This window comes from Candidatus Cloacimonas sp. (assembly GCA_035403355.1).
In the GTDB taxonomy this organism is placed as follows: Bacteria; Cloacimonadota; Cloacimonadia; order Cloacimonadales; family Cloacimonadaceae; genus Cloacimonas.
This window is the reverse complement of record DAONFA010000006.1, coordinates 38,996-52,460: the sequence shown is the minus strand read 5'-3', so window position 1 is coordinate 52,460 and position 13,465 is coordinate 38,996. Positions and strand designations below refer to the sequence as shown.

General features: G+C 39.5%; 13 protein-coding genes. 12 read left to right on the top strand and 1 reads right to left on the bottom strand.

Translation table 11 applies throughout. The features are described 5' to 3' along the window. Nucleotides 1–46: 46 nt before the first annotated feature. The 8 genes from PLE33_03095 to PLE33_03060 all read left to right on the top strand — a co-directional run bounded on the left by PLE33_03095 (nt 47) and on the right by PLE33_03060 (nt 9,422). The gene (locus PLE33_03095; protein HPS60232.1) at nt 47–520 is read left to right on the top strand and encodes a DUF2809 domain-containing protein; all 474 of its coding nucleotides are present in this window, start codon (nt 47–49) and stop codon (nt 518–520) included. 76 nt (nt 521–596) lie between these two features. Continuing rightward, entirely contained in the window at nt 597–1,472 is an 876-nt protein-coding gene (gene dapA, locus PLE33_03090) for a 4-hydroxy-tetrahydrodipicolinate synthase (GenBank protein ID HPS60231.1), read from the top strand. Between the two features lie 10 nt (nt 1,473–1,482). Continuing rightward, the gene (locus PLE33_03085; protein ID HPS60230.1) at nt 1,483–4,404 is read left to right on the top strand and encodes an insulinase family protein; all 2,922 of its coding nucleotides are present in this window, start codon (nt 1,483–1,485) and stop codon (nt 4,402–4,404) included. 24 nt (nt 4,405–4,428) lie between these two features. Beyond that, nucleotides 4,429–5,499 carry a ribosome small subunit-dependent GTPase A gene (gene rsgA / locus PLE33_03080; GenBank protein ID HPS60229.1) on the top strand — a complete coding sequence of 357 codons (1,071 nt, stop codon included), beginning with the start codon at nt 4,429–4,431 and terminating at the stop codon, nt 5,497–5,499. Continuing rightward, complete coding sequence (locus PLE33_03075) at nt 5,499–6,353, top strand: NAD(+)/NADH kinase (protein HPS60228.1); 855 nt, start codon at nt 5,499–5,501, stop codon at nt 6,351–6,353. Before rsgA ends, PLE33_03075 begins: the two co-directional genes overlap by 1 nt. Next, on the top strand, nt 6,353–8,056 hold the full coding sequence (recN, locus tag PLE33_03070; GenBank protein ID HPS60227.1) for a DNA repair protein RecN: 1,704 nt from the start codon (nt 6,353–6,355) through the stop codon (nt 8,054–8,056). Before PLE33_03075 ends, recN begins: the two co-directional genes overlap by 1 nt. Nucleotide 8,057: 1 nt before the next feature. Further along, nucleotides 8,058–8,978, top strand: coding sequence for a hypothetical protein (locus tag PLE33_03065; protein HPS60226.1), 921 nt, complete (start codon nt 8,058–8,060; stop codon nt 8,976–8,978). After that, on the top strand, nt 8,979–9,422 hold the full coding sequence (locus PLE33_03060; GenBank protein ID HPS60225.1) for an NfeD family protein: 444 nt from the start codon (nt 8,979–8,981) through the stop codon (nt 9,420–9,422). Between the two features lie 149 nt (nt 9,423–9,571). Here the strand turns inward: PLE33_03060 and nth are convergent, their stop codons facing one another. After that, nucleotides 9,572–10,216 (bottom strand): endonuclease III, encoded by a 645-nt coding sequence (nth, locus tag PLE33_03055; GenBank protein ID HPS60224.1) that lies wholly within the window; start codon nt 10,214–10,216, stop codon nt 9,572–9,574. 101 nt (nt 10,217–10,317) lie between these two features. Between nth and PLE33_03050 the strand changes: the two genes are divergently transcribed. The 4 genes from PLE33_03050 to PLE33_03035 are packed head-to-tail and all read left to right on the top strand — an operon-like array spanning nt 10,318 to nt 13,447. Further along, on the top strand, nt 10,318–10,989 hold the full coding sequence (locus PLE33_03050; GenBank protein HPS60223.1) for an SOS response-associated peptidase: 672 nt from the start codon (nt 10,318–10,320) through the stop codon (nt 10,987–10,989). A gap of 33 nt (nt 10,990–11,022) precedes the next feature. Further along, the gene (locus PLE33_03045) at nt 11,023–12,102 is read left to right on the top strand and encodes a response regulator (GenBank protein ID HPS60222.1); all 1,080 of its coding nucleotides are present in this window, start codon (nt 11,023–11,025) and stop codon (nt 12,100–12,102) included. A 33-nt stretch (nt 12,103–12,135) separates the two neighbouring features. After that, a complete protein-coding gene (locus tag PLE33_03040) occupies nt 12,136–12,792 on the top strand; it encodes a CoA transferase subunit A (protein ID HPS60221.1) in 657 nt (218 codons plus the stop codon). Between the two features lies 1 nt (nt 12,793). Next, on the top strand, nt 12,794–13,447 hold the full coding sequence (locus PLE33_03035; GenBank protein HPS60220.1) for a CoA transferase subunit B: 654 nt from the start codon (nt 12,794–12,796) through the stop codon (nt 13,445–13,447). Nucleotides 13,448–13,465 lie beyond the last annotated feature (18 nt).

The window sequence follows — 13,465 nt, the reverse complement described above, 5'->3', positions numbered from 1 at the left end:
GTTTTTCAGATGAAGAGAAAGGACGAAATTCAAGGTAGCGAAGCGAATGAAAAAAAATAACGCAGGCAAAAGTGTTCTGAAAGGGGGATTTCCTTTTGCGGTTTTTGTATTAAGCGCAATTTTGGGAATTGCTTCGCGCAAAGGAGCAAATATTTTGCCGCAATTTTTTGTTGCTTATACCGGCGATACAATGTGGGCTTTGGCTTTTTTTGCTATTTTTAGGTGGCTTTTTCCCCGGCAAAGAAATTGGGAGATAGGGCTGATTACCTATAATTTTTCCTGTTTAATAGAGCTTAGTCAATTGTGGCATCCTGCCTGGCTGGAAACAATTCGTGCCACGCTTATCGGGGGTTTGCTTTTGGGTTTTGGTTTTCGGATAAGTGACCTGTTTTGCTATTTTGCGGGATGTCTATTGGGTTTTTGTATATTTTCCTTAGGTAAAAGCAGGGGGAAGCGATGCAGCATTATCCGGAGAAGTAAATTGCTTAAAAGAATAACCCTTTCCTCTTTTTTTGATTGACGAAAATGCTCTCTTTGGCTAAAATGGAATAAAATATGTTTAGAGATAAGGATAGATAACCTTGGAGGTAAAAAAAATGCTGCAAGGAACTTATGTTGCCCTGATTACTCCTTTCAAAAATGGCAGTATTGACTGGACTGCTTTGGAAGACCTTATCCAGTTTCATCTGGATAATGGAACAACCGGTATCTTACTTTTAGGAACAACTGCGGAAACAAGTGCTTTGGCTTCCGATGAAAAAGATGCTCTGTTGCGTTTTGCTTTGAGAAAGATTGACGGCAAGTTACCTGTGATAATTGGCACGGGAACAAACAATTTGCATCAGACCCTGGCTGCCACTCAAAAAGCAAAAGAACTGGGAGCTGATTATGCTTTAATTATTACTCCCTATTACATCAAGCCCACGCAAAAAGGAATGCTGGAATACTTTGGCACGATTGCTTCCAAAGTAGATATTCCCATTGTAATTTATAATGTCCCTGGAAGGACGGGAGTAAATATGACCGCAGCTACGACTGTTGAACTGGCAAAGACCTATCCAAACATTGCAGGAATTAAAGAAGCAACCGGAAATTTAGTGCAAGCAACTCAAATTGTGCGTGATGCCCCGGAAAATTTTTCCCTTATGTGTGGAGAAGATGCTTTGAACCTTCCTTTAATTGCAGTTGGTGCGAAAGGAACTATTTCCGTTACAGCTAATGTGGCTCCTAAACTAATGAGTGAACATATAGCTACTTGTTTGCAGGGTGATTTTGTTACTGCTGCTAAACAACATCAATATTTGGCTCGCTTAAATGAAATGATGTTTATTGAAACCAATCCTATTCCCGCAAAAGAGGCACTGGCAATGATGGGAATAATATCTTTGGTTTTCCGCAGTCCGATGTGTCCTTTACTGGAAAATAATCGTGCTCTGTTAAAACAATGTTTGCAGGACTATAAATTGATATAAGAGGTGATAAATGAAACAAAAAAAGTTGCTCTCCGGCTTCCAGCTGATTGAAAAAAGGGAAATTAAAGAGATAAAGACCACTGCTTACCGCTATCAGCATTTGCAAAGCGGCGCTGAACTTATTCACTATCAATGCGCTGATAATAACAAGGTTTTTATGATTGGATTCAAGACAGTTCCGGAAAATAACAGCGGCTGTCCTCATATTTTGGAACATTCTGTCCTAAACGGAAGTAAAAACTACCCCGCCAAAAGTACTTTTATGGAACTGGTTAAAGGAAGTATGAATACTTTCGTTAATGCTATGACTTTTTCCGATATGACCTGCTACCCCGTAGCCAGCACAAATGATAAGGATTTTATAAATTTGATGCGGGTTTACCTGGATGCAGTATTTTTTCCCAATATATACGCTGAACCTAATATCTTTCACCAAGAGGGCTGGCATTTGGAATTAACTGCTGAAGATGCTCCCCTGAATTATCGCGGAGTTGTTTATAACGAAATGAAAGGTGCTTTTTCTTCTCCGGAAAGTAATATCGGCAGGAAAAGCAAACAGGCACAATTCCCTGATACACCTTACGGTTTTGAAAGTGGAGGCGATCCTGATGCGATACCGGAACTTACTTATGAAAAGTTTCTTGCCTTCCACAGCAAATATTATCATCCCGCAAACAGTAAAATAACCCTTTACGGAGATATGGATATTGAGCAGGCGCTTAAAGTTATTGATGAGGAATACTTATCCCAATTTGAAGATAATCAGCAAAAAGTGCAAGTTCCGCTGCAAAAACCCTTCAGTAAAACCAAAGTTTTGAATATGGAAATCCCCGTTGAAGAAGGCAAAAATATTGAAGACCAATATTATCTTTCTTTGAACTGGACTTATGGACAAATTACCGATAAATATCTGCCTCAAGCATTAAAAGCATTAGCCGAAATGCTGATGGATAGCCCTGCTTCACCTTTAAAAAAGGCAATTCAGGAATCCGGCTATGCCAAAGACAGCTCAATTTCCGTGGATGAAGATATGCTGCAACCAACTATCTTTCTTCTGTGTAAACAAGTGAAACAGGAAAACATTGATGCCCTGGCAAAACTGATTAAGCAGGAATTGAAAAGAATAGCGAAAGAAGGTTTGGATAAAAACCTGATTGAGGCAGTAATCAATAAAACGGAATTTTCCTTGCGGGAATCTGAATATAGATACTATCCCAAGGGTTTGATTTATGCTCTTAATTCCCAAGGACTTTGGATGCATAACGGCAATCCTTTGGATAAACTTGCCTTTGAACCAATGCTGAAAGAACTGCGTAAGGGATTGAAAGAACCCTATTTTGAAGAATTGCTGGAAAAGGCATTGCTGAAAAATAAACATTCCAGCCAAATTACCTTTGTTCCTGTTCCCGGTTTAATTCAGAAAATGGAACAGGAAACCGCTGATAAATTAGCTGCGCTGAAGAAAAAAATGAAGAAAAAAGAAATCGCCAAACTGATTGAATTTAACCGGCAACTGGTAAAATGGCAGGAAGAACCCGAAAAAAGAGAGAATCTGGAAAAGATTCCGATGCTTTCTTTAAAAGACCTTAATCCTCAAGCCAAACGCTATCCCACTGAAGAAGAAACCTGGAATGGAATTAAGGTGCTGAAACATCCGGTAACCACAAATGGAATTGTCTATTTTAAGACCTACTTTGACCTTGCTTATGCAGAAGAAGAAGACCTGCCCTGGATTGAACTTTACACTCAATTAGTGGAATGGATGAACAGCGAAAACTATAGCTATACCAAACGCGCTACGGAAATTGACAGTAATACCGGTGGAATTTATTTGGATATAGCTCTTTTTAACAGTTACCAAACCCCGGATGATATTTTGCCCAAGATTGTTTTACGCGGTAAGGCGGTTAAAGATAAATTCGGAAAAATGATGGAGCTTTCCTCCGACTTTGCCTTAAAACCGCTATTTGAAGAACCGGAACGCTTAAAAAAACTGCTGGCGGAATTAAAAGCCAAAAGTGAAGCAATGCTACCTTTCAGGGGACATAATATTGCCATTCAAAGAATGCTGAAACCACTTTCCCAGCTTTACCACTGGACAGATATCACTCACGGATTGGGATACTACCATTTTTTGTGTGACCTGGTAAGTAATATGGATTCCGCCATAGACGAAATAATTGAGGAACTGAACTGGATTAAGAAGACCTTCTTTACTACTCATAATTTACTAATCAGTATTACTGCCGATGCAGAGCTTATTCCTTCTGCCGTAGATGAATTGGGAACTTTGGTAGATTCCATTTCCCCGGAAGCATTTGCTCCTGTGGAAAGTCATTTTGCCGTGCGGGATTTTAACGAAGGTATTTATGCCCCGGTGCAAGTTCAATTCTGCGCTAAAGGGGGTAACTTTTTCCGCAAGGGATATTCCTACAGCGGAAAACTGAGAGTGCTGAATAATATTTTAAAAAACAACTATCTATACCAGGAATTGCGTGTGAAAGGTGGCGCTTACGGTAATATGAGTGATTTTACTTTGGGCGGTTATGTATTCTTTGTTTCCTACCGCGATCCGAACTTAAGAGAAACCCTGGAAATATATAATACCATACCCGAATTTTTAAGGAATTTTGATTGTAATAAACGGGAATTTGATAAATACATCATCGGGGAAATATCCTTGTTAGATTTTCCTCTAACTCCTGAAGGAATTGGCGATAAAGCCGATGAGGATTATATTACCGGCTTCACTTTTGAAGATAGACAGCAAATCAGAGATGAGGTGCTTGCCGCAAAAATTGAAGATATAAGAAACTATGCCGAACTGGTGGAAGCGGTTATGAGCAAAAATCATTATGCTGTTTTCGGCTCGGAAACCAAAGTGAAAGAAGCAGCCGAACTTTTTGATGCGATAATCCCTGCACTTAAATAGCTTCAGGTTACTCTCCGGAGGGAAATGAAACAAAAAGATAAAAAGAAGACAAGACGCTGGACGGAAAGAATAAAAAATGTCCAAATACCTGATCCGGATTTACTGGATGACCTAAAAGAAAAGGCAGAATTTAAGACCGCTCGCATCAGTACAAAAGCAAATAAGTCCTATAAAGAAGGACTGGAACTGGTGACAGGCAGAATTCTGGAAATTAAAAGTAACTACCGCTATGTGGTAGATATTAACGGTGAAAAAGTAATAGCCAAAATGAGCGGACGCTTGAAACAATTTTTGTATCAAAGCCATACAATTGCTGCTGTAGGTGATTTTGTAGCCGTTGATATTGCCCCTGCTGCCGAAAAACGCATTGAAAAAATTTTGCCTCGGTGCTCAGCTCTAATTCGTTATGGGACAGGAAGTTTTCAAAAAGAGATTATCCTGGCAGCTAATATTGATCAGGTAATTATCACTTCCTCCTGGAAAAAACCAAGATTTAAAGCAGGACTGATAGACCGCTATCTTTGCATTGTAGCTATTCAGGGTTTGGAACCGATTATAGTCATTAACAAAATAGACCTTCTAAAAAAAGAAGAGGAAGATGAATTGGCAAACCAAATTGCCTATTACCAAAGTTCAGGTTATACTTTAATTTGCACTTCTGCGGTTACTGGTAGCGGGATGCAGGAATTAAAGGAATTGCTGAAAGATAAGGAATCGGTGTTTACAGGGCACTCGGGAACCGGAAAGACCTCTTTGATAAACTATTTGGAACCCTCTTTAAATCTTCCTACCGCAGAGGTTAGTGATTATAATGAAAAAGGTAAACATACCACTTCCCAGTCAACTCTAATTCCCTGGAGCTTTGGAGGTTATCTGTTAGATACCCCCGGCATAAAAACCATCTCTTTACACAGTGAAGATAAACAACATATCCCTAAGGTTTTTCCCGGTTTTAACCGCTTTTACAGTAAATGCAAATTCAACAATTGCCGCCATATCAATGAAGAGGGCTGTGCTGTTTTGGCAGCGGTGGATAAAGGTATTATTCCTTATGAACGCTACGATAGCTATCAATATCTATATGCGAGCTTATAATGCAGAACTTTGCCGTTTACATCAATCCTGCCTTCAGCGATAAAAAAAGTATCTACAACTTGCTGGAGAAATTGCGTAATCATTCCGATGTAAATTTCTTCAGCATAGATACCATTCCCGATTTACCTAAAGAACTGTTTAAACCCTTGCCCAAACCGGCAAACCGGAAACACATAGATTGCATTCTGGTTTTCGGAGGAGATGGCACTATTTTGAAAGCCAAGGACTTGGCTCTTTTAACCGGAGCTCCGATTTTAGGTATTAATCTCGGCTATTTGGGTTTCCTTTCGGAAAGTGTGCTGCCGGAAATTGCTTCTTCCATTCAGAATTTAAAACAGGGGAAATACCGTCTCCTGCAAAGAATGTTGATTGAATGCCGTTTGAAACGCGAGAGGAAAATTATCTATGAAGCATTGGCATTAAACGATGTTGTAATTCATAAAGCGGAAAGCCCGGGACTAATTCACATCAGAATTAAAGCCGGTGGACGCTATGTTTTTGATACCCGTTGCGATGGAGTGATTGCTGCAACTCCTACCGGTTCAACTGCTTATTCACTTGCAGCCGGGGGTCCTATTTTAGCTCCGGAAATGAAGGCAATTGTTCTGGCACCGCTCAATCCCCATATTTTAGCTATCAGGCCTATGGTTTTTCCAGCAACGGAACATCTATTGATGAAGGTTTACGGCTTAAGCCAAGCAGCAATGCTGCAAATTGACGGTCAAAACTCTCAAGCCATTTTGGAAGGGGATGAAGTTTTAGTAACCGCCTCAGAACGCAGCGTTTCCTTTATAAAACTCTCTAATCGGACTTTCTATCAAATCCTGCGCAGGAAATTGAATTTAGGCAAGTAATGTTAACCGAGCTTTATCTGAAAAACTATCTGCTGGTGACTGAATTACGCCTTACTTTGGATAAGGGCTTAACTATTATCAGTGGTGAAACAGGAGCCGGTAAATCTATTCTGGTGGGCTCAATTTCTTTAATTTGCGGAGAGAATTTACCCGGCATTGAGGCATTTGATAAAAGCCAGCCCATTTATCTGGAGGCAACTTTTAATATTAAACAAGCTAAAGAACTTAATTGCTTCCTTACGGATAACGGTATAGAAACGGAAGACGAGCTGATTGTAGCCAGAGAAATAAGCCCTAACGGCAAATCTGCCTACTTTTTGAATTGCCGCAGAACAGCTGTAAGTTTACTGAAAGAATTGAAGAATTACCTGATTGACTTTCATCACCAGCGTGATCAGCAACTCTTATTATCACCTGCCTATCAACTTGATTTACTTGATTCTTATGCCGGTCTGTTACCCCTGCGAGAGGAATTTGCCACTTCCTATAGAGAAATGAAAGCAGCAATGAAAACACTGGAAGAACTGAAAGCAGAAACAGATAAGCAAAAACAGATAAATGACCTATACCGCTATCAATTTGAAGAACTGGAAAATGCCAAGTTACACATCAATGAAGATATAGAACTGCAAAACGAATATGAATTGCTTTCTCATACCGGGGAAATAACAGAACTCTGCGAACAAATTACTGCCGAACTTTTTGAGGGGGAAAATAGCGTTTTTGATGTTCTTAGCGGTTACTTAACCAAACTGAAACACTATGAACACTTCAATGCAGATATAAAAAATGCCGCCGATTGTCTGCAACAGGCATTGGAAAACCTGCAGGAAGCAGCTAATAATCTTTCCGGTACCAAAGAAAAAATCTCTTTTGATCCTCTGCGTTTGGAAAAAATCCAGGAGCGTTTGGATTTAATCAATTCCCTGGCGTATAAACATAAAGTTCGCAGTATTGAAGAATTGCTGCAACTTTTTACGGAACGCGCTGCCCAAATTGCCTCTTTTGCAGATAACGAAAAGAAAATTGCGGAACTTACCCAAATCCTGCAAAAGGACTTTGCCTTCCTGCAAAAAAAAGGCGAAGAACTTTCCTGCAAAAGACAAAAATCAGCGGTAGCACTTAGTAAGGAACTACAGGAAAATATCCGCACTCTAAGCATTCCCGAAGGAATATTGGAAATTAGGATTGACAAAAAAGCTGAGGATAATTTTTTAATTTCAGAATACATATCTGCCGTTACAGAGAGCGGACAGGATAGCGTGGAATTTCTTTTTTCAGCTAATCCTGGTTTTGAATTAAAATCTCTGGCTGCAGTAGTTAGCGGTGGTGAATTATCCAGAATTTTGCTGGCAATTAAAAAAGTTCTGGCATCCCGATTAGAGCCCAAACTGATTATTTTGGACGAAATTGAAGCAGGAATTGGAGGCAAAACGGCTACCAAAGTAGCTGATTTTATTGCCCAACTGGCAGAAATGCAACAGGTGCTTTGTATTACCCACCTGGCACAAATTGCTGCCAGAGCATCTACGCACCTGGTAATAGAAAAATTCACCCAAGGGGAGAAAAGCTTTGTGGATATACGCAAAGTGGAAACTGAACAACGCTTGGAGGAAATAGCCAGAATGCTGTCCGGAAAAATAACTTCCACAGCACTAAAACATGCAGCAGAACTAATAAAAGATATAAATAAAAGAGGTTAATGTGAATAAGAGACAAAAACGCAGAGTAAAAGGGATTGCGGTATTTATCGTGTTCCTTGCCTTGGCTGCTTCAATTGTTCAATGGCAAGATAAAGCAGGTAAACATGAGACCTACGATTTTAAGCCCGCTCAGAATGATTATCGTGACCTTAAATTTCTTAATAAAGCGCAAATATCATTTTCTTCTCCCAATATTGATCAAGCGAAAACAGTTATAGATAAAATCATTAGCGAACATTCCCTCAAACAGATAAGAAAGCAAAGTGAAAGCTCGTTTGGTGCTTATATTTTCAGTGTTCCTAAAAGAGACCTTCCTGTCATTATAGAAAAATTGCATCGCGTTGGTTCAATAAATTCACAAGCAGAACATATTGATACTGCCTTGGTGAACATTGATTATGAAAGTGAACTTGTTCGTTTACAGGGTTATGATAAAGAACAGACAGAGTTAAATAATGTCCGCTTTCCTACCGATACTCAAAACAGGCGCAAAGAAGAGTTGCATTCACTAATCCAAAACACGCGCTCCAATCTGGATAAGCTGAAGGAAGCAGATAATGTTCTTCTCTTTATCACCTTGGTGCCACAACAGAAAACCAGTTCAATAGAAGTAACAATTAAATCTTTAGCTCTCATTTTTATTAACTGGCTTATTATTTTTGCCGTGGGAGCCGTTCTTATTTATTACGGAACCCGTTTGTTGATGTATTTTCTTTCCGCTTTAGGAGTAAAAGGTATTGGAGCTGGAGGTTTAGGCAGTTCTTATCGTTATGGTGGATACGGAGGTTATTATAATCGGTATTACAATCGCTATAATTACGGTCATGGCAAGCGGAAAATTAAACGGATTTATAAAGACAAAAAAACTACTCCTGAACCTGAAGATGAAAATAATATAAAGTTAGAAGAAGGAAAGCAGTAAATGCAACTATCTCCTTGGCAGATATGGATGATTCTTGGAATAGGGTTTATCATCATTGAGATTTTTGATCCTGCCTTTTTCTTTTTTTCGCTCGGAATTGGAGCTATTGTAACTTCTCTGCTTTCTTTGATTCCTTTTTTGGGAAATAGTGTTCCCCTGCAGATTCTAATTTTTGCCGTTCTCAGTTTTATCTCCTTTCTTCTTATGCGCAAGCTGGGTAAAAAGCTTTTATCCAAACCGGGTGGCAATACCAATGTGTATGCTTTAAAAGGGCAGAATGGCTTTGTTACCAAAGAAATTCCTGAAGAGGGGAAGGGCTATGTAAAAATTGGAGGCGAGGAATGGTCTGCCATTGAAATTGATAAGAAGGCAGTGGAACTTGGAGCTAAAGTTATAGTAGAAGGTATTGAAGGTAACAAAGTAATAGTTAGAAAAATCCAGTAAGAACTTTACTCCCTGGCTATTTCCTTTTAAAGAGTGAGGTTTAGTATATCTCTATGCCCTACGCGTTTTTTTATAACCTCAAAATTCTCTTAGTCCTGTTTATCCCATACCTATTTTATCAATTTAATCCGTGATACTTATAGAGAATCTTATACTCCAACCCGCTTACAGAATTCGGCTATAGGGCATTTTTCGCATTTGGGTTTGCGGGGAGTGCACAAATTTTGTCCAAAAGCAACCAGATAGGAATTGAAATTCAGCCAGTATTTCAGCGGCAGTTTTTGGCGCAGGGTCATTTCGGTTTCCAAAGGTGTCTTTGTTTTAATATAGCCCCAGCGATTGCAAATTCTATGCACATGAACATCTACGCAGATGGCAGGTTTTTGAAAAGCAACGGCACGCACAAGGTTAGCCGTTTTTCTACCAACGCCTGGGAGCTCCAGTAACTCATCTATTTCTGCAGGAATTATGCCCCCAAATTTTTCTTTCAGCACCTTGGGTAATTCCTTCAAATGTTTAGCTTTAACTCTATGAAAGCCAACAGGAGTGATTAGAGCATCCAATTCATCCAAGGGAATATTTTCCAGGTCTTCCGGTTTTTGCACTTTGGTAAAAAGCTTTTCCGCTGCTTTAGCGGTAGTTTCATCTTTAGTTCTGGCGCTAAGAATGGTAGCTACCAGCACTTTGAAAGGGTCTTCAGTTTTAATTTGAATAAGGTCAACAACGGGTGTTTTAACACTGTAAAAGTGTTCTTGCAGGCGAGTTAGAACAATGTCTATGTCTTTGTTTTGCATCATATCTCCTTTATCTTAAGTGGCAGCAGAGATGCCGGTAAAAAAAGTTATTGCCTAAAAAATGGCTTTCATAAATCTTGTCAACCGAGAAGGAGAAATAGATGTGTGGACGTTTTGCCCAAGTTATTAAAGATCAAGAACTGAAAAAGATGACTGATGAACTGAAGCTCAAAGAGAGCCAGGAACAGCTTGAATTGAACTATAATGTTGCTCCTGCTAATACTGTAGCTGCAGTAGTTGCCAATAGGGATATCCGTTATCTGGGTTTTTTCCGTTGGGGTTTAATTCCTTCCTGGAGCAAAAATATTCCGGAGCAGCCACTAATTAATGTTCGCAGTGAAACAATTCTGGAAAAACCAAGTTTTAAAGCATCTTTTTTACGCAGGCGTTGTTTAATTCCAGCCAATGGATTTTATGAATGGCGTAACACAGATAAGCAACCCTTTTTCATAAAGGCAAAAAGTGATAATCTACTTTATCTGGCTGGTATTTATGATACCTGGTATGGTCCTGACGGCAGCGTTATTCCTTCTTTGGGTATAATCACCACTTTTGCCAATGATTTTATGCAGTCCCTGCACCCCAGAATGCCTTTTTTGTTAAATTCTTCTTTCTATGATTTATGGCTGAACCCTGAAGCCCAAAATCCCCAGGAACTGCAAAAATTATTGCAGGTTCCTGCGGAATTGGAGCTGGAAATGTTCCCCGTTAGCAAAAGGGTAAATAAACCGAAAAACAACTATCCGGAAATCTTAAAACCGATTGTGCTGTAGGCAGGCGATTATGATTTTTATAAGGCAAAGGATATGGAAAACTTAAAGAAACAGATTCTAATTGTAGATGACGATTTAGCTATACTGGATTGTATCCGAATGAGCTTACAGAAAGATTTTTCCTGTAAAATAACTGCCTGCAGCAATTCCCAAGAAGCCCTGGAACTGCTGGAAAGCAATATTTTCAATGTAGTTATTTCCGATATAGCAATGCCCAATCTTTCAGGATTTCAGCTTTTGGAATATATCAATAAACTAAATCCTAATATCCCGGTAATCCTGATAACCGGAGAATCCGATCCTGATAAAATACGCTCTGCCGTTCAATTAGGTGCTTTTGATATTCTTCACAAACCTTTTGAACTATCTGATTTACATATTTCCGTTAAGCAGGCATTGCAGAAAAATTCCCTCTTGCTTCAAAATGAAATGTATCGTTTGAACTTAGAGAGCTTGGTGGAGAAACGCACTCAGGAACTTTATGCTGCTCAGAATCAACTGGAAAAAAACTATTTGAACACTATTCATGCGATGGTAAATGCTTTGGAAGCCAATGATGTTTATATTCGCGGTCATTCTGAAAGAGTTACTGTCTTAAGTATTATGCTGGGAAAAATGATTGGATTGGATTCCGAAGACCTTAAGCTTATCCGCTATGGAGCCATCCTTCACGATTTAGGCAAAATCGGTATTGACTATACTGTTCTCAACAAAATTGAGCCCTTAACTTCCTCCGAATATGATCTGATCAAGCAGCATCCCGTTATCGGGGCTAAAATTATTAGACCCATCGGTTTTCCTGTCCCGGTTAATGAGATCATTATTCAGCATCATGAATGGTATAACGGAGATGGCTATCCTTATGGTTTAACCAGCGATCACATCTCCCCTTTAGCCAGAATTGTAACTATAGCAGATGCCTATGATGCAATGACCAGTAAAAGAGCATACCGTAAATATCTGGAACCCTCGGAAGCCAGACAGGAAGTGATGAATAAAACAGGAACTCAATTTGATCCTGAGTATGGCAAGATTTTTTGTAACTATTATCCTCAGATTATTGAACCCGTTAGCGATAGTCCCTCCATTCAGAATCTGCTGTTTGATATATAATAAAGATAAATAATTAGAATATAAGGAGTTATAATGGTACAAATTATTACTGCTGCTGAAACAGCCATTATGATTAAACCAGGTAGTAGAGTTGCCATTGGCGGTTTTTTAGCTGTTGGGGCTCCGGAAACAATCATTGATGCAATGGTTGAAAACGGAAATAAAGACCTGCATATCATTGTTATTGCTTCCGACTGGGAAGACAGAGGCGTTGGTAAACTCATTGTAAATAAAATGGTTAAAAGCGCTCAGGTCTCCCATATGGGTACCAATAAAACCATTCAGGCACAAATGAATGCCGGCGAAATTGATATTGAACTCGTTCCACAAGGGACGCTTATGGAAAGAGTTCGCGCCTTTGGAGCCGGGTTAGGTGGTGTTTTAACGCCTACAGGACTGGGAACAATCGTTGCGGAACATAAACAAATTATTAGCATTGAGGGCAAAGAGTATCTTCTGGAAACGGCTATTCCGAGCGATTTTGCTCTCATTAAAGCTTATAAAGCAGATAAATTGGGAAACTTAACCTACCGTAAAACAGCCCGAAACAGCAATCCTATTATGGCTATGGCAGGGAAAATTACGATCGCAGAAGTTGATGAAATAGTGGAAATTGGTGAATTAGACCCTGAAGATGTAGTAACCCCGGGTGTTTTTGTAAACTATCTTGTTTTATCAAAGGAGAACTGAAATGGCACAAGACAAAAGAGCAATGATCGGAGCCCGTATTGCCAAAGAATTTCAAAATGGTGATTATGTAAATTTGGGTATTGGTTTACCTACTGAAGCCGCAAACTATATTCCGGAAGATGTGCAGGTTATTTTTCAATCCGAAAACGGTCTTTTAGGTGCAGGACCTAAACCCCCTGAAGGACAGGAAGATAAAGATATGATCAATGCCGGGGGTGGATATATCACTTGCATTCCGGGAGCCAGTTTTTTTGATTCTGCTACCTCTTTTGCTATTATTCGCGGAGGGCACATAGATGCTACCGTTTTAGGCGCTTTGCAAGTGGATCAGGAAGGGAATTTAGCTAATTGGCTAATTCCGGGAAAAATGATTCCTGGAATGGGTGGAGCAATGGATTTGGTTACAGGAGCGAAAAAAGTTATTGTAGCAATGGAACATTGTGATAAATATGGTAAATCCAAAATCCTGAAACAATGTAATTTACCTCTTACTGCTAAGGGCAAGGTAAACCTTATTATCACCGATATGGCTGTGATAGAAGTTTGCTCTGATGGACTTTACTTGCGTGAAATTGCCGAAGACCTTACCATTGAAGATGTAATTCAGGCAACGGAGGCAGAACTGATTATCCCGGAAAGGGTAAGCACTTTTTAACCTTCCGCATTTCGTTAT

Coding starts and splice junctions, on each gene's coding strand:
- nth (HPS60224.1), bottom strand. CDS start 10,216: ATGCAAAACAAAGACATAGACATTGTTCTAACTCGCCTGCAAGAACAC.
- recN (HPS60227.1), top strand. CDS start 6,353: ATGTTAACCGAGCTTTATCTGAAAAACTATCTGCTGGTGACTGAATTA.
- PLE33_03095 (HPS60232.1), top strand. CDS start 47: ATGAAAAAAAATAACGCAGGCAAAAGTGTTCTGAAAGGGGGATTTCCT.
- PLE33_03035 (HPS60220.1), top strand. CDS start 12,794: ATGGCACAAGACAAAAGAGCAATGATCGGAGCCCGTATTGCCAAAGAA.
- PLE33_03075 (HPS60228.1), top strand. CDS start 5,499: ATGCAGAACTTTGCCGTTTACATCAATCCTGCCTTCAGCGATAAAAAA.
- PLE33_03050 (HPS60223.1), top strand. CDS start 10,318: ATGTGTGGACGTTTTGCCCAAGTTATTAAAGATCAAGAACTGAAAAAG.
- PLE33_03085 (HPS60230.1), top strand. CDS start 1,483: ATGAAACAAAAAAAGTTGCTCTCCGGCTTCCAGCTGATTGAAAAAAGG.
- PLE33_03045 (HPS60222.1), top strand. CDS start 11,023: ATGGAAAACTTAAAGAAACAGATTCTAATTGTAGATGACGATTTAGCT.
- rsgA (HPS60229.1), top strand. CDS start 4,429: ATGAAACAAAAAGATAAAAAGAAGACAAGACGCTGGACGGAAAGAATA.
- PLE33_03060 (HPS60225.1), top strand. CDS start 8,979: ATGCAACTATCTCCTTGGCAGATATGGATGATTCTTGGAATAGGGTTT.
- PLE33_03040 (HPS60221.1), top strand. CDS start 12,136: ATGGTACAAATTATTACTGCTGCTGAAACAGCCATTATGATTAAACCA.
- dapA (HPS60231.1), top strand. CDS start 597: ATGCTGCAAGGAACTTATGTTGCCCTGATTACTCCTTTCAAAAATGGC.